At 42.7% G+C, this 18,512-nt stretch carries 11 protein-coding genes; all 11 read right to left on the reverse strand.

Features of this window, described 5'->3' with window-relative positions; genetic code table 11:
• The coding region (locus ESZ50_RS04150; protein WP_148622347.1) for a KxYKxGKxW signal peptide domain-containing protein at positions 1-4,209 on the reverse strand (4,209 nt) is incomplete at its 3' end.
• Positions 4,210-4,623: 414 nt separating this feature from the next.
• A complete protein-coding gene (locus tag ESZ50_RS04155) occupies positions 4,624-6,123 on the reverse strand; it encodes a gluconate:H+ symporter (RefSeq protein WP_148622348.1) in 1,500 nt (499 codons plus the stop codon).
• Positions 6,124-6,350: 227 nt separating this feature from the next.
• Complete coding sequence (gene gntK, locus ESZ50_RS04160; protein WP_148622349.1) at positions 6,351-7,886, reverse strand: gluconokinase; 1,536 nt, start codon at positions 7,884-7,886, stop codon at positions 6,351-6,353.
• Between the two features lie 197 nt (positions 7,887-8,083).
• Positions 8,084-9,040, reverse strand: coding sequence for a 3'-5' exoribonuclease YhaM family protein (locus ESZ50_RS04165; protein ID WP_148622350.1), 957 nt, complete (start codon positions 9,038-9,040; stop codon positions 8,084-8,086).
• Between the two features lie 7 nt (positions 9,041-9,047).
• Complete coding sequence (locus tag ESZ50_RS04170) at positions 9,048-11,300, reverse strand: ATP-binding protein (protein WP_148622351.1); 2,253 nt, start codon at positions 11,298-11,300, stop codon at positions 9,048-9,050.
• Positions 11,290-12,492 (reverse strand): metallophosphoesterase family protein, encoded by a 1,203-nt coding sequence (locus tag ESZ50_RS04175; protein WP_148622352.1) that lies wholly within the window; start codon positions 12,490-12,492, stop codon positions 11,290-11,292. Before ESZ50_RS04175 ends, ESZ50_RS04170 begins: the two co-directional genes overlap by 11 nt.
• 157 nt (positions 12,493-12,649) lie before the next feature.
• On the reverse strand, positions 12,650-12,994 hold the full coding sequence (locus ESZ50_RS04180) for a YlbF family regulator (RefSeq protein ID WP_148622353.1): 345 nt from the start codon (positions 12,992-12,994) through the stop codon (positions 12,650-12,652).
• A 42-nt stretch (positions 12,995-13,036) separates the two neighbouring features.
• Positions 13,037-15,163, reverse strand: a complete 2,127-nt coding sequence (locus ESZ50_RS04185) for a PBP1A family penicillin-binding protein (protein ID WP_148622354.1) — start codon at positions 15,161-15,163, stop codon at positions 13,037-13,039.
• Between the two features lies 1 nt (position 15,164).
• Entirely contained in the window at positions 15,165-15,626 is a 462-nt protein-coding gene (gene argR, locus ESZ50_RS04190) for an arginine repressor (RefSeq protein ID WP_148622355.1), read from the reverse strand.
• A 155-nt stretch (positions 15,627-15,781) separates the two neighbouring features.
• Positions 15,782-17,395: an ABC transporter permease gene (locus ESZ50_RS04195; protein ID WP_148622356.1), complete on the reverse strand. Its 1,614-nt coding sequence runs from the start codon at positions 17,393-17,395 to the stop codon at positions 15,782-15,784.
• Complete coding sequence (locus ESZ50_RS04200) at positions 17,382-18,287, reverse strand: ABC transporter ATP-binding protein (protein WP_148622357.1); 906 nt, start codon at positions 18,285-18,287, stop codon at positions 17,382-17,384. The genes ESZ50_RS04195 and ESZ50_RS04200 overlap by 14 nt, the downstream gene beginning before the upstream one ends.
• Positions 18,288-18,512 lie beyond the last annotated feature (225 nt).

The following is an 18,512-nucleotide window of genomic DNA, read 5'->3' on the forward strand; positions in this document are numbered from 1 at the left end:
AGTCGTTACATTAGCGCTTCCTGACGTAATGGTTGGTGTAATATCAACTACCGTATTCGGCACTACTACTCGATCCGCTGGCACCGTGACTGTTGGTGGTGTTACTACCGTAATCACTTCCGTTGCAGGTGGCGTTGTACCAGTACTTCCATCAGGATTTGTGTATGGTACGGTCGTTGTCACCGTATAAGTACCTGGGGTCGTCGGCGTATAACTTGTACCTGTTAACGTCGTCGTTGTACCTGTCGGGGTCGTGACCGTCGTAACTGGTGTTCCAGTCGTTACATTAGCGCTTCCCGGCGTAATGGTTGGTGTAATATCAACTACCATATTCGGCACTACCACCCGATCCGCTGGCACCGTGACTGTTGGTGGTGTTACTACCGTAATCACTTCTGTCGCAGGTGGCGTTGTACCAGTACTTCCATCAGGATTTGTGTATGGTACGGTCGTTGTCACCGTATAAGTACCGGGGGTCGTCGGCGTATAACTTGTACCTGTTAACGTCGTCGTTGTACCTGTCGGGGTCGTGACCGTCGTAACTGGTGTTCCAGTCGTTACATTAGCGCTTCCCGGCGTAATGGTTGGTGTAATATCAACTACCATATTCGGCACTACCACCCGATCCGCTGGCACCGTGACTGTTGGTGGTGTTACTACCGTAATCACTTCTGTCGCAGGTGGCGTTGTACCAGTACTTCCATCAGGATTTGTGTATGGCACCGTCGTCGTCACCGTATAAGTACCTGGGGTCGTCGGCGTATAACTTGTACCAATCACCGTGATAATCGTTCCATCCGGAGTCTCAACCGTCGTTATTGGTGTATTAGTTGTTACATTAGCGCTACCTGGTGTCACCACTGGTGAAATTGTAATCGGCGTATTTGTTACTATCGTTTGATCCGTCGGCAAGGTAACCGCTGGCTCTGTAACTACACCAACTAAAGCCACCTTACTAATTTGTAGACTAGTGATTGGATCAGTATAGGTATAAGTTACATCATAGTTACCAGCTGTCTTTGTATCTATAGTTGAGACCGGTGTGGTTGATCCAGCTGGTGTCACTGTTACAGTCACATTCGTTAAGCCAGCAATTGGGTTACCAACGCTGTCAGTCCCACTATCAAAATTATCAGTTGGTAACCACGGATCATTCACAAGTAGTGTTGAATTGTGCACAACTTCCGTCAAAGGCTTTGGTGTCACCGTGATCGTGTAGTTAGCTTGAATCGGTCCGTTGTTACTTTGATAAGTCACTGGAATTACATAAGTATCTGGCAAGAGTGGCGGAGTTCCATCTCCAAACGTCGTATTGAAGATTAGGTTTCCATTATTGTCAAAACTAATATCACTCAGCGGAATTGTTGAGCCCGTATTGCGTCCTTTAATGCTAGTATTTCCGGTTGCAATCACTGGTGTTGTCAACACAGTACCCGCGACTGGAATTGGCATCACCGTAATTGGCCCATTTCCGACTTCAACCGTTCCAGTACCGGTGGTTGATGCGAGCAGGGTTACAACATCATCAACTGTACTCGCAATCTTCTGTGCAATCCCCTCAGTATCGGTGTAGGTATTCGTGTAGGTAACTGGAATTGTGTAAACCCCCGGCACCATTTGAGATGCCAACGAGACCTGACCAGTTATAGGATCAATGCTAGCCACCCCAACTGGGCTAACTACACTTCCATCCGGCAACATGACTTGACCAAGTGTTCCTTGATCCAAAGAAGAGTTACTAATATCTGTGCCATCTGGCAAAGGATCAATAACATTCGCAGGTAAAGTTGTTACCTTGCCAATCGTGTTAGTTATCTTCTGCCCCTGCCCAACTGAAATAAAGTCGTAGACAGTGACGGATTTATTATTAATGTCAGTATAAGTCACTGGAATTTTATAAATCCCTGGTGTTACTTGTCCAGCTAAAGTTAAATTATCTGGGTTCGTCGGATCAACCGTTACCTGATTATTAATACCAGTAATCGGTACATTATTGCCATTTGGATCTAAAACCGGAATGTTCGTAAATGTCCCTGCTGTTGGATCATAGACCACCCCAACCTGGGTATTGGTGATTGTTCCGGATAAATTAGGTGTATTGTGCGCTACAACGGGCACGTTCACTACCGTTCCCACAATATTCCCTGTGCTAACTGATACCGTATCAAGTACTGTTACCGTATTGCCCACATTATCCGTGTAAGTGATTGGGATCGTATACACGCCCGGATTTGACTGTCCGGCAAAAACGACCGTTCCATCTGTTGTGGCAGTTACTTCATTACTTGGTATAACCGTTCCATCTTGTTCTTGCACCATTCCAACAACTGCATTAGTAATAACCGCTCCAGATGTTGGTGTCACAGTATTCTTAATATTGACCGTAGTATCTGTTGGTACCCAAGTTGCCGCACCAGAACCTTGAATGCTTCCAGCAACGTTAAAAGGCGAGGCTGCAATTTCAAACATTAGATGATTTGTACCAATATTGGCTGTTGCCGTCGTTGAATTTGAACCTGTAAACCCGCCAAAATAAAAGGTCGGGGTGGTTGTCTTAAAATTCAGAAATGATGCCCCATATAAATAGGCGTAATTATCATAATCTGAATCGTTTGCCGCCTTCATATTAGCAACAGATTTAGATGTAAAGATTGTTTTGACCGCTGAATTACCAATTCCTAAGGCATTTGGATTGATTGATACAGGTTGAATGTCAGTTGGATATGCCGGATTTGATGATAGCAAAACATCTGTTGCATCATTAGTTGTTAGATATTCTGATGGTGCTGTAAGAGATGCCCCTAAAAGGGCCATGTTCTGAACCTCCGCTAAGGAAAGTGACGAACCCGTTAACGGTGCCGTTGTTTGCTTCATAGTATCTTGAGCGTAGGCTGTGTCCAAATACGTTAAAGGCATTGAAATACCTGTATCAGTATATGTTGCATCGCTTTTATAAAAGCTCAATGTAAAATGTCCGTTAATATTGTGAGCCGAAACAAAAGTATTCAAATCTTTGGAAATCGTCAAGTAACTTGATTGGGTTGTTGATTGTAATTTATCAACCGTAAATGTCATTGCCACACCAATTGGTTGACCATTTAACGTACCAATGTAGGGCCAAGTCTGAGTGACTTGGCTCCCTACAGATAGACCAGAAGCCACATACGCATCTGTGGTAGTCAACAATGAGGCTGCTCCCCAATTTGCGCCATATGATTTTCCGTCTGCTCCGGTCACTGATGATCCAGAATAGTTCCCCGTCTGAACCGTACCAGCACCTGTAATCGTTGGTGCGCCCTCTGACCATGGCATAATCCTACCAAACAAACCTAATTGGACACTATCAGCGGTGCTGTTTGGCTGATAAGGCGTGAAGTTTCTAGGATCACCAATCATCGTATCACTAGCCAGCATGGTATATGGGCCATTAGTTCCTGTAACACTTACCAGACCGTTCTCAACTAGAACAGTTTGCGTCACAGGAGTTGAACTACCATCCGTATAAGTAACAGTGTAAGCACCAGCAGCTAAATCATAACTCGTGCCAGTTGTTGCGCTGACTACATTTCCGCTACTGTTCTTAACTACTGCCGTGACAGTTTTACCATTCACAACGCCATTTGTTGAGGATGCCACTCCTTGTAAAGCAGAATTGAAATTATAAGTTATCAAACCCGTTGGTAATTTGTATTCAATATTCTTAGGTTGGGTCATAACTGTGGTCGTTGGCGTCGCCACTGTTGGCGCCATCATCATTGAATGACCTACAGGATTCGACGTTGGTGTTGGCGCCACGTATGCATTCACAGTTATGCTTTGGATCACCGGTGTCGCCGTCCCGTCACTATAGGTCGCAGTATAAGTTCCGGCCTTTAAGGTATAGCTCGTCCCACTAGTTGTATTTACAACTGCCCCAGTATTATCAGTAATGGTCGCCGTCACAACTGAACCATCACTAGCATTAACACCCTGCACACTCGAATCAAAATTATATGTATCGGTGGCACTTGTCAAAGTTATATTAATTGCATTCGCATTTGTTAAGGTAACTGTCTTTGGCACCGTTGTACCACTGACTGATGTTGTGTCGGCATGAACTACCACCCCCTCACTAACTGTCAATGCAACACCAAATACAAAGACTGACATTCCCGCTACCACCCAATATTTGCCAACCTTATACATTTTAAAATGTTTTTTCACATCCATCTCTCTACTCCAATCAATCTATTTGCAAACCAAATTTGCGTTCACAAAAAGCAAGCTCCTAAAAAGTACCACTATCAATTGATTATATACAAAAATGCAGATATTTTAAATGTCATAAATATCCTTTTATATTCGATATTATATGTTATTAGATAGGCGGATTCTATACGGAGAAACTGCAAATAATAAGTATCTTCACATAAATTGAATTGATTTATTAGTATGAAATCTCGCAACACATTACCTGACGAAACTAATTAATCTATTCAAAAGATTGATTGAAGGCACTCGTCCTTTGGATTAGCATAAATACAATTCCCGTTCTATTTTAAAATTCCAACTAAAAAACCCGAAAGTTAAAATAACTTTCGGGTTTCTCACTATAAGATATGCTTTTAATATTCAGAACGTCTTTTATCCGAAGACTGCACTCAGTGCCAAGACGACTAACAAGCCGACAACTGAGATGATTGTCTCTAGAACAGTCCAGATCTTCAATGTTTGTGGAACGTCCAAATCGAAGAATTCCTTAAACATCCAGAATCCAGCATCATTCACGTGCGAAGCAGCCAATGATCCAGCACCAATTGCCAAAACAACGAAGGCTGGGTTAACTGATGAACTAGCAACCAAAGGAGCCACGATTCCGGCAGCGGTCAAACCAGCGACGGTCGCTGATCCAACAGATACACGGATGATTACCGCAATCAACCAAGCAAACAAAATTGGTGACATGTTTGTGTGAGCAAAGGCAGTTGCAATCGCAGTTGAGATTCCACCAGCGGTAAGAACACCCTTAAAGGCTGCACCACCACCGATAACCATCAACAAGTTAGCGATTGACTTCAAAGCGTTTGACATTGAAGTTCCAACTTCACCCATTGTCCGGTTTTGCTTTGGTCCCATTGACCAAATTGCAAATGACATTGCCACAACCATTGCAATCACTGGGTTACCAATGAAGGCAAAGAAATGTGCCCAACCAGATGGATGCAAGACATAACCATTTTGCGTAGCTGGTGACATTAGCTTCCAAGCAGCATCACCAATCTTACCACCATAAACTTGCTTTCCGCCATTTGCAGCCAACGTAAAGACTGTTGAAACTAATAGCAGAATAACAGGCATCAATGAAGTCAAGATTGACAAGCCAAAGCTTGGTGTATCTTCCAATTTGAATGTCTTCACTTCACCAAAGGCATCCAAAGTCTTAGTAATCTTAAAAGCACCTGGAGCATACTTTTGCGCCAATCGAGTAAAGATTGGACCAGCTACCAACATTGCAACAATCGCAACGATGATACCATACATCAAGACAACCCCGATGTTAGCTCCTAGCAAATTTGTAACAGCTGTTGGAGATGGCTGTGGTGGCAAGAATCCTTGGGCAGCTGATAGAGCGGCCGCCATTGGAATTCCCAAGTAAAGTAGTGGCACTTCTGCTTCCAAAGCAATCGTAAACACGATTGGGATTAGAACAACCAAACCAACTTCAAACAACAATGAAATTCCAATAATAAACGATGCTCCGGCAACAGCCCATTGCAAACGTTTCTTACCAAAACGACTAATCAAAGTTGACGCGATACGGTATGATCCACCAGAATCAGATACCAGACGACCAATCATTGAGCCCATTCCGAACACAATAATCAGCTCGCCCATTGTGCCACCAATACCAGTCTTCAAGGCATCACCAATACCAGCAGGATTCATTCCCAAAGCAAGTGCAACTAGAATTGAAACAATGATCAAAGATACAAAAGTATTGACCTTCATCTTCAAAATGAAGAATAACAACAGCGCGATTCCCAAAACCAAAATGATAAATGGCCAAACATTGACATCACTCATCATCCATTGAAAAAGTCCCGTTGTTGGGTTAGTCGATAACCCAGCTAACAACGTAAACATAATACACATTCCCTCCTTAGGAGAACTAAAAAATATCTAACCAAAAATTAGATGAAAAATTTCAAAGAGACCGACCTGAGTCGATCTCGGGTTATTATCCTAGTACACTTACAAATTGTCAATGCAACTATACTATACCAATATAAAACAAAGCGACCGTTCAAGTACAAAAAATACCCAATCAACCAATCAACTTCGCAGTCTCGTCACACATAAACACGTAATGTTTACTTGTGTGCAACGTGCTTACGCTGGAAGTCTGCAATATTCTTGTACTCGGTTTGTAGTTGACGTGACAGACGGATAAAGATTGGTGCCAATTCACGATACGCTTCATAATTCTCAGGATTTGGAGCGTATGTGTTTGAAGAACCGATCATGTCTCCAATTACATCCAAACTGTCAATCATCCCTAAGGCTTTTTGTGCCATGACTGTTGCGGCCAAAGCACCAGATTCAAAGGCCGTTGGTACGGTAACTGGCTGCTCAAAAATGTCAGCCATCATCTGACGCCACAATGGTGAGCGTGCAAATCCACCGGTTCCTTGAATCGACTTCAAGTCACCAACAACTTCTTCTAGGGCCAAAGAAACCATGTAAATGTTAAACACAATTCCTTCCAAAACGGCCCGCGCCATGTGTGCTCGTGTGTGCCCATGGTTCAAGCCAAAGAAAGAACCACGTGCATTTGCGTCCCAGATTGGAGCTCGCTCACCACCCAAATAAGGATGGAAGATCAAACCATCAGATCCAGCTGGAATTTTAGAGGCAATCTCAGTTAATAGATCATAGGTATCAATTCCCAAAAGCGCCGCTGTTGATGATTCTGCATCGAACATCTTATCACGTGCCCAACGGAAGACATCACCACCGTTATTAACCGGACCACCAACAACCCAGTGATCGCGGTCCAAGGCGTAGGTAAATGTCCGAGCTTTTGGATCAATCCGTGGCTTATCGGTAACAACCCGGATTGCACCTGAGGTACCAATCGTAATTGCAGCCACACCAGGTTGAATTGCGTTCACCCCAAGGTTTGACAATGGACCATCACCAGCTCCATAAACGAATGGTGTATCGGCTGGAATTCCGATAACTTGGGCATATACCTCATCCATACCACGCTCAATTTCATATGGCTCAACCGGTTGAGGTAACTGATCCTTTGTTACACCGGTTAATTCAAGCGCTTGCTCATCCCAATCTAGGTTAAAGATGTTAAACATTCCTGTTCCAGATGCGATTGAATAATCCATCTTGTTTGCACCAAACAAACGGTGGAACAAATATTCCTTAATTCCCAAGTAGTGAGCTGCCTTGTTATAAATATCAGGCTTCTCATTCTTCAACCAGCGCAACTTAGACAATGGTGCCATCGGATGAATCGGAGTTCCGGTCTTGGCATAAATTTCATTACCAACTCCGCTCTCCTTTAATTCTTCCGTGTACTTAACCGCACGCGCATCAGCCCACGTAATAACGCGTGTTAATGGCGTCCAGTTTTCATCCAGCGCAATCAATGAATGCATCGCTGAGCTAAATGAAACGGCTAAAATTGTTCCATCCTTAGCTGCTCGCGCTACTTCAGTCATTGCATCCATAAAGGCTTCAAAAATCTCATTAAGATCTTCTTCAGCCATATCAGGTTCATCACGATACAAAGTGTAACCCTTGTTCGAGCTCGCAATCACATTACCAGCAGTATCAAACAAAACTGCCTTGGTGGATGTTGTCCCTAAATCAACTCCGATTAAGTAATCCATAATATTCTCCCGCAAATTTTTAACGTTCATCTATTTATTATTAACTTATAACAGTTTAAGGAAATTTTTTTCATTTTGCAAGCGCTTTTTTTGTAAAAAAATTTCACGACTTCAACAAATTATATGCCATAACCAGGCGTAAAACAGACTTAACTATGGGCAATTACTGGGTGAAATCTATGTTATTTAATATATATCTACTTATGATCATCTTCTGGTCGATAAACCATCCGACCATCTAACGCAAAAACCTTCTGAGAGAACTCACCAGGTTTTGTATCAGCCAAGGCTTTGTCGAAACTTTGTAAATTGGCATCCAGTTCGTCCAACAAATGTAGGATCTGAGCTTCTTTAACCAAAGGCCGTACGGGTGAACCCCATTCTAGTTGCCCATGATGCGAAAGAACCACGTGTCGCAAAAGAACCATATCTTCACTGAATAGATCAATCTTCATTTCATTGGCTGCCAAAACAATTTGCTCGTCAATTAATGTGATATGCCCCAAAAGGTTTCCAGCTCTTGTGTAAGTCGTTGCCACCGGTCCCGAAAGTTCAATGACTTTTCCTAAATCATGTAACAAAGCGCCTGCATATAGTAAGGACTCGTCAATATCCTCATACTGATTTGCGACAGCTTGTGCCAATCGAGAAATCGATAAAGTATGAAAAGCTAATCCGCCGGTAAAGGCGTGATGATTGCTTTTAGCAGCTGGAAATTGATAAAAGGCATCTTGATATTCTTTCAACAGATACCTGACGATCCGGTTCCAGGTTGGATTCACAATTTTGAAGACCAACTCAGAGACTTCTTCTTCCATTGTAGCTTTTTTCATCGGCGCCGCTGGCATGAAATCAGCTGGATTCTGTGGTTCTGTATCCCGAGTTGGTCGAATACTAATAATCTTTAATTGAGGTTTTTCTTTATACTCTTGGCGAACGGCCGATACGGCAACAACCTGTCCAGCCTTCAGTTGAGCAACCTCATCAGCAGTAACATCCCACTTCATGCCCGAGATTTCACCCGTTTGATCACTAATGGTGACTGCAATATAAGGCTTACCTTGTTGTGTTACACGTTGATCCAAAACCTTTAGAACCGCAAAAGTATTAAAATGTTCATTTAATGCGACATCGCGCAATGCTTTCTCATCCATTGATTATTTACCTCGCTGTATTTAAATCAATCACCTTGGCATCAAATTTAGGCGCTTTAATTGTAAAGTATATAATTTGTTGGTCTTCACTTAGACCAGCTAATAAGTCAATCATACGCTCATAGCGCTCAGCATCAAAATCAACAAAGGCGTCATCAATCAAAAGTGGTAGATTTACATTGGCACTCACAATTTGACTGAAAGCCAATCGCATTGCGACATATAATTGCTCCGCCGTGCCTTTCGATAGTTCGATAACCTTGATTGCCTGACCATTTTGATCAATAACTTGTAATTGTTTCCCATGACTGTCGATCTGCTGATAACGATTGTTAGTCAAAAAAGCAAAATATTGTTGACTAAGTCTCAGCATATCCGGTAAACGATCACCAATCGTTGTACTCAAAGTTGCATTAATCCACTGCGCTGCCAGCCGCTCAACCAAGATGTTCTGTAACTCAAAACTAGCCTCAGCTTGTAAATCAGCCAGTTTTTGTTTTGCTTGTTGGATCTGTCCGTCATTTGCCAGCCGTTCCAACCGAACGTCGATTGTTGCGATCTCCTGTTGCACCTGATTCATTGCCGTATTCAACTCAACATCGCTCGTCTGAGGTGTCTTACCCAATGTTTCTCTCAGCACATTCCGATCTGCCCCACCAAGTTGTTCAGTCAAGGTTTGCTGTTCGTGATGCAAATTTCGCCTCTGTTCATCTGCTTGCCGTCGAATTGTAAGATCCGTGCTATCTTTAACCACTAATTGGGCTAACAACGTTGCTTGTTGCCCACGTAGCTGAGCCAATTGCGTACGTTGCTGATTCCGAGTAGTCACTTCTGCCTGAAAATTCGCCAGTTTCTGTTGATAACTTTCTGGACTTAGGTCGCGCCCAATCCACGCCAGTTGCTCACGAAGTTCGCTCATCTTTGGCATCAATTCCTGCAACCGAGCATTATTTTCTGTAATACTCTGATCCAACTGTTTTAGACGTCCCTCATCCGAATTATCAGTCATTGGCTGTTGCTCACTTGAAGCCGTCTGTGCTTGATTCCGACTCTGAAAACCAACCCCAACACTGATTAACCCGACAAGCATAAAAATCCCTGCCAACAGAGTCTGTTGACCAAGCAGTCCGACCACTGCGACCACAAGTGCTAACCCAGCCAAAGCCCACATAACTTTGCTAAGCACTGGCGTTGTTACAGTTGATGCACCCTGCTCGGTAGTTGCAACTGGTACTGTTTGCCAGCCATGTTGCGTCATAATATGCTGTCGTTCAGCTTGTAGATCCAATTGACGCTGGACCAATAATTTTTGTTCGCGGTCGTTGATTGCCAATTGTGCGATTACATCACTAGCTTGACCGATTGCAGCTGCACTGGGAAGCTCATCATTTTCATTTGGCGTTTGAACTGCAATTTTAGCTGTTACGGCATCGTATTCATTCACTAATTGCTGATCCAACATCACCGGTAATTTCGTCAACCGTTCTTCAACGATCTCCAAACGCTGTAATACAGGCAATAAATGTTGATTTGCTAAGGTTACATGTTCATCAGCACGAACTGTCGCGGCTGTACTTTGTAGTTGCTCGAGTCGGCTTTGTAGATCCGTTCGTTCCTGCAACAAGCTAGCCGTTAATGGTTGACCAGTAATTAGCTTCTGCATCGCCTGCTTAGCATCATCAACTTGTTTTAATAATTGATTCATGGGACGTTTGGCTGTCTTTGTTGCACCAAACTCATTTGCTGCCGTCTGTTCCAAGTCATTTGCGATCTGAACCCATTTATCACTTCCGGGCATTGCAAGTTGTCGCAAACGTTTTGCAAACTCGTCCGGCTTCAACGAGAAGATTGCTAATAAATCGGTTTGATTGAAAGAAAAGACTGCTTCAAAAGTTTCACGATCAATCGGCCCTAATAACTCAGCCAAAAAGTTCTCAGGATCTGCAAGTTCCTGCTGATTTACAAGATTGGTAATCTTCAATTCACTCTTGGTTCGGCCAAAACGACTTAACTCATATCGCACCCCCTGATGTTCAAAGATAATCTTCCCACCATAAACATCCTGCTCGGCAGCTTGATAGGTGTTGACGCGATTACCACGCTTCTGGGGAAAACCGTATAACATTGCCACGATAAACTGGTGCAGTGTCGTCTTACCGCTCCCGTTTGGCCCATAAATTGCATTCAAACCTGTCGCAAAATCAAATTCTCGATCATGCCACTGACCAAAACCTCTAACGCTTGCCGTTTCAATTTTCATCTAAGCTTACATCCTTACCTAACAATTGTAATTTCACTTTCACCATATCCATAATTTCGGTTAATTTTTCATCATTCAAAAATTCATCTAGTAACTCGGGATCATGAACTTGTTTCAAACCTGCCGCCTGCATATTATCAAGCGTAAAAATTTCTGTAACATTATTATCCCAAGCATCCACCGGCAGATGTGGCAATTGCACTGTTTTCTGTAGCTCCTTCAAACTGATTTGCCAGATATACCAAGGGTCACGTGTCTGAGAACTTTGTGCAAGCTGGGCTTGCAGTTGCCCATTCGCAATCAAAGACAATACCCGTGCATCATCGCTGATAATACGCAAGTTAATCAAAGAGAAGTTCTCGGAATCGCCTTGGATAGACTTTCTGATATATGCAACTAATTCATTGGTAGCAAGATTCATTGGAATCTCAAGTTCTTCTTCTGCCCAAATAATCGGAGCAACTGCTACGAACGTTGGGATAAGCTGCCCATTTTGATCTGTAACCAAATAATATCCCTTATCACCTGACTCATTTTTATTTAAGCCTTGCAAATTACCAGAATAACCAATAAAAGGTTCCGTTTGTAAGGTCTGCCGTAAGTGAATATGCCCTAGCGCCCAGTAATCATAATGCTTCTCATTCATCGCTGTTAATGCAAATGGGGCGTAATTGCCACTACCGGCACGGCCTAACTCACCATGATACATCCCAAGATGATATTTACTGCCAGTCTGTTTGACCGGAAATTGATCGATCATTGCAGTCTCAATATGCTGCTGACCATATGAAAAGCCTGATATAGCGACCGATTCCCCCGCCTTAGTAGTTAACTGCATCGTCGTGACTGACTCATCAAACAGATGCACATTGCTAGGCCATGGGAAATCAACCCTTTTACTAGCAAGATAATCATGATTTCCAAAACTTAAAAATACTGTAATTGATGCTGCTCTCAATTCATCAAATGCTTTCAAGACCGTCAATTCGATTTGCGCATCTACTTCATTCGAATTAAAAAGATCTCCCGGTAGCAAAACAAAATCAACCTGCTCCGCAATCGCGTCAGCAATCAACCTTCGAAAAGCAGTATTCCCTGCGTCCTGTACAATATTTTGCACCCAATTCGGTAAATTTCTCAGTCCTAAAAATGGATTTCCCAAATGAATGTCACCTGCATGAATGAATTTCATCTCTCGCTCCTCAATAACGCTTGTTTCTTAATATTAATGATACACAAAATTTTTGACTAGGTCATGCTGATTAAAACTATTCTGCCCTACATGGCATTTTCGAAAAAAAGGTGGTGTCCATTTAATTGAATGAACACCACCTCTTTAATAATTAGATTTACTTAGCTGCATAAAGTTGTGCAATTGGCTTTGTGATAATGTCGTTGATTTCCATCAACAAGGCATTCAAAGCTTGCTCTGCTTGCATCAAATTCTTCAACGGCTCAATTGCATCCATCTCGGTTGCGACTGCTTGCCAATTCTTAACTTGCTCTTCATTTGGTTCTTGACCTGCTTGCATGGTTGCATTGATGTCCGCTTGCGCAGTTTGGAAACGACCAAACACCTCAGACGCAGTAGGATCTGCTTGAACTGCCGCAAAGGCATCACGCAAAGTCTTATATTGCGCCGTCTCAACTAGTTCGCCCTGCAACTTGTTTACTGTATCATAAATATTAATCATATTCTTACCATCCTTTTTAGCTATTATCGCATACTTTAATTACTAATTACCAAAGATTCCCTGAACCAAATTATTTGCCCCCTTGCTAATATCGTTCCATGCTGACTCAAGGCCGCTCTTAATGCTTTTCGTGATATTACTTGTGGCGTTTGACACTGAATCACTTGTTGAACTAGCACTTGATGAAGCACTAGCGGCTTGATTTGCAAGAGTCGTTTCAACACTCGAAACACCGAATTTGGTTTGATCCGTGTTGGGGATGATATCCTCCAACTCAGTTTTAATTAGTGGCCCAACCGTCTTCGACAAGTATGGCGAGATATAATCTGTTTCTGAGGTTGAATCTAAACCACCCCAGGTTACATTAACAATATCCGGCGTATAAGCCACCGCCCATGAATCAGTCGCCGCCGCCGTGTTCTCGTCGGCAGCAACTTCTGTCGTACCGGTCTTTCCTGCAACGGTGTAACCACTTGGCTTAGCAGAAGCACCGGTTCCGTAAGTATAAACTCCCAGCATCATCTGTGTCATTTGATTAGCAACCTTCTCCGACCAAACCCGTGTTTGCTTTGATTGATAGGTTGCCACTTCCTTCCCAGAAGAATCAACGATCTTAGTAATGAAGTGAGCATTTGACATCACCCCACCATTGGCAAAACTCGTGTATGCTTGCGCCAATTGCATTGGGGTGACACCCTTGGTTAATCCACCAATTGCCATTGATAAATTCTTGTCCTTTTTGGTCAATGGTAATCCAGCTTTTACACCAGCATCATAACCCGCTGATACACCGATTTGATCCAAGATCCAAACCGCCGGAATATTATAAGAATTCTCAATCGCTTTATACATTGGTACATCTGCCGAAGTATAGTTGCTTGCATTGGTTGGTGTGTAACTATCTGAACCGAATGCAGTCGGCTGATTCTTTAACATTGAGTCGTAACTGAAGCCACGACTAAGTGCTGGTGCATAATCCACAATCGGCTTAATCGTCGATCCTGGTTGCCGATATGATTGCGTCGCTCTATTGAGCCCCAGGAAGACATGATCACCACGACCACCAACAACTGCTCGTACGCCCCCCGTTTTGGCGTCCAAAACAATACTGGCTGCCTGCGAGTTCTCGCCAATGGGGTTTAAACTGTCATCAGCAAAGGCATTTTGAACGTTCGTCTGATCCTTTTGATTTAAGGTCGTATAAATTCGATAACCATTATTCAACAAATCAGCCTGGGAAATCCCATATTTGGAGGTTGCCTCTTCTAAGACTGCATCAAAATAATATGGATAATCATAGCCATTTGAACCAAGATTATGTTCACTAGCACCAAGTGCTGTCGCCTTATAACCGGTGGCTGCACTTGCTGAAAGCTTCTTATTATTAACCATGTTCTCAAGAACTTGATTTCGACGTGCTAATGCACCACTAGCATTATTAAACGGATTATAACCATTTGGTGACTGCAACATGCCGACTAACATGGCCGCTTGATCAACCGTCAAATCAGCTGCGTTCACCCCAAAATACTTTTCAGCAGCATCTTGGATTCCCCAAACGTCCTCACCAAAATATGAAGAATTCAGATACATGGTCAAGATATCCTTTTTGCTGTAAACCTTCTCTACCTGAATAGCCAAGAATAATTCTCGTACCTTACGCGTAATACTTTGATTTTGTGTCAAAAAGGCATTTTTAACCAACTGCTGAGTTAGGGTCGAACCACCAGCAGCAGCATTGACCCCGCGAATTCGATACCAAATCGTTGTTAAAACTCCCCGCGTCATCCCAGTTATTGAAAAACCTGGTTCATGATAGAAATTGCGATCCTCAGTCGAAATTAACGCATTAACCACGTTGGGCGAGATCTTACTATATTCAATATAATTTCCCTTTTGACCAGCAATCGAGCCTGCCTTTGCGCCGTCGGCGTCGTAAACCGTCGTCGGAGTTTTTAATTGGCTCATTAAATCACGGACATCCGTAGTCTTTGCCTCAAAGGTTCCCAATACACTGACAGTCAAAAAAATAGCTAGCATAACAGCTACCAGCCAACGGTTAATTTGAAAACGATACCACCATGGTTTCACATGCTTAGCAAACCACGGCGTTATGTGCCGTTTGTGCCAGGCACGCCATCGTTTAAATATATTTTTCTTTGATTTCATACTAATTCCAACTATTAAATAATGCTTCTAAGCGTTCAGCTGCTTCAACTGATGGCGCCGTCACATAAATTGTATCGTGACCTGCTAACGTGCCAAGCAGATCATCCATTTCTTCATCGTCCAACGCGGCACCAAGACGATTACCATAGCCAGGCAAGGTTTTAATAACAATCATGAACTCAACGCGTTGCATCGTTTGCACCAAGTCACCAAATAAGTTTGCTAGCTTATCACCATCTTCAGCTAAATTACCATCGATGGTCATCAATTGATACCGAATTTGACCTTGACTATCAGGACGTCGAATGATCATCAATTCTTTAATATCACGAGAAACTGTTGCTTGGGTAACTTCCATCCCTGCTTCTTCAAGGTGCAACATCAACTCTTCTTGTGAATCAATCACTTCATCTTCAATTAATCTCAGAATCAATGCTTGTCGTTCTTTCTTGCGCAGTGCCATTTGAATAACCCCCATGGACCGATCTCATTATCAGTATTATACCTGATTTATTTAATATTTTCTTAATCACTAAGCAAATTTAAATAAAAGGCCACCGGCCTTAATAATAAAATGACCATAACGGTCAATTTATTACTAAAACCGGTAGCCTCGTTCTAAACAAGATCTCGCCGACGATAACCAATGTAACCCACGATCATTAATAAAATCGCTAACATCAACATCCCCGCAAGCGTAGTCATACCTACATTTGTAACTGGCAAATGGTATGTCCAACCAAAGGGCGAGAATTTAAGCAGTCTAACTGGAACGTGAAACATATTTTTCATATAGGTCAACAAGAAAAAGACGCCAAAATAACCGTATAAGATTCCAATTAACCGCGGAAACCAGCCAATGAAAATTGCTACAATGCCGACTGCCAACACAATTGTTGGCATGTAGCCCCATAATGCCTTGATAAACATGCTATGTGGGATTTTTTGACTCACAGTTTGGCTAGCTGCAAACCATAGGGTTAGTAATCCAGCCGTCCACGTCAATAATCCGGTAACAACGCCTCCCACTGTATACGTCCAAAACAAACGTGTTCTTGTAACCGCGCTACCACTAATGAGGTCATAAGCCCCGGATCGGGCATCTTTATTTTGCCGTTGCATAACCATGACTGCCGCAAAGATTGCCATTGCCGCCATAAAGACAATGATCATTGCCAGAAATGAACTGTACACCTGATTCTGCAAGCGATGAATTGCATTCACTCCTAGAATTTGCTGTAGTTCCGGTGAAGTATCAACCATTTTGCCAACTTGAGCAAACAATCCACCGTACATACCACCCAAAAAGATTAATCCAATCGTCCAACCCAATACCAATTTACGTTCCAACCGGATAAATAATGTCACAAAACCTCGTAACATCGGTCCAGCCTTTGCACGACCGTGTTCATTACCTTGGATAATTCCGGCACCCAAGTCACGCTGCTGAATCATCCAATAACTAGCAGCAAATGCAATCAAAATTACCAGCAACATTGGTACCAAATAGCTGATCCGATTTTGCGCAAAGATCTGCATATCTTCCAACCAATTAAAAGGCGAGACAATGTGCCAAGCTGGGTAATGCTTTTCGGCATCGACCACTGAACGCATTCCATATGTCAACAACAATACGGCAAAGGAAAATAGGGACGCCGAACGTGCCTCCGCAAAAAGCTGCGCAGCCAAAACGGAAATTGCACCAAACATCAGTCCAAAGATTGCTAATGAACCTGCAAAAAGCGCATAACCCGCTAAATTCGCACCATTCATCGCAATTGTTGCCGAACCAATAAACATAAACAATCCCGACAAAATATTTACCAGGAGCAACTCTGTCATCATAACCGATAATGGGAGCGTCGTCTTAATTGCTCGCGAACGAATTAACTCAGTCGCACCAGATTCCTCATCACCCCGGGTTCCCCGAATCGCAATCTGAATATTCATGATTGCCGCTAGCACCCCCATCATCGCCATCATTAATGCACCAAAGAGCACAGCTGTCGTCATCGGATGCACGTCTGGTAGCCGACCAAATAATGCCGCAATCATCGGCGAATCCATCATGTTTTTCAATGAGGCGATCTCACTATTTGTACCATACAAAGTCGCCAGCTTTGATACTCCTGATACCACCATCGCAACATTGATCACTATCCATAGTGCGATTACTTTAGTGTCTCGCTTGAGATTAGCAATTAATAACCAACGAAAATTATTTTTGATCATTTGCCGTCACCCCATTATCTAGGTAGAACTGCATAAACATATCTTCCAAGGTCGGCGGAGTAATCTGAACATCATGTACCTGTGCCTGCGCCAATTCTGCCAAAACGCTTGGTAATTGTTCATGAGTTACAGTAAAACTGATCTTTGAATTTTGTTGCGTAAAGTTGTCCAAAGCTGCGAACCCAGTAACTACCTCCGAATCAGTTATCACCGCACGAACATTGACGGCCGACAATTCTTGCATCTCAGTCAGCGCCCCAACCTTAACAATCTCACCAGTTCTAATAATTGCCACCCGATCAACCATTTTCTCAACTTCCGACAAGATATGTGATGACAGCAAAACTGTCTTGCCAGCAGCCTTTAATTTAAGAACTTCTTCTTGAAAATTACGCTCTTGCAGTGGATCCAAGCCAGAAGTTGGCTCATCAAAAATATATAAATCAACATCGGCCGAAAATGCAGCAATCAAGGCAACCTTCTGCCGATTTCCTTTTGAATATGTCCGTGCCTTCTTCTTCGGATCCAATTCAAACTTCTTAATCAGTTCATCGGTGTGCTTTGAGCGTTCATGCCCTCCAAGACGCAAAAGTAGATCAATCGTTTCACCTCCAGTAAGGTTGGGCCAAAGGAACACATCCCCTGGGACATACGCAATCTTCTTGTGACTCTCTAGCACATTACTAGTTGCATCTTCACCCATTAACTCGATCTTTCCACTATCACGTTTTAATAGCCCTAGAATCGTCCGAATCGCTGTTGATTTTCCGGCACCGTTAGGACCTAGGAAACCAAAAACTTCCCCTTCCTCAATCGAAAATGTTACGTCTTTCAGTGCTTGAAACTTTCCAAAAGACTTATTTACCCCAGCTAATTCAAGTACCTTAACCATATTATTCTCCTCAATCTCTATAAATGCATGCTGTGTTAATTTAGTATGCTCGTATATATTTTCATTAACAAGCAAAAGTGAAATGAAAGAGCAATTATTTTTGTTTTCAGCGTCCAAAAACTAAAATCTTTCTGTCCTAACAACATTTATCCCTTAAACAACCCAGTCTAAAAGTAAAATAGCAGTCATCAATGATTACCTCAGATTATAATACAAAAATATGAA

The organism is Weissella muntiaci (genome assembly GCF_008107635.1).
GTDB lineage: Bacteria > Bacillota > Bacilli > Lactobacillales > Lactobacillaceae > Weissella > Weissella muntiaci.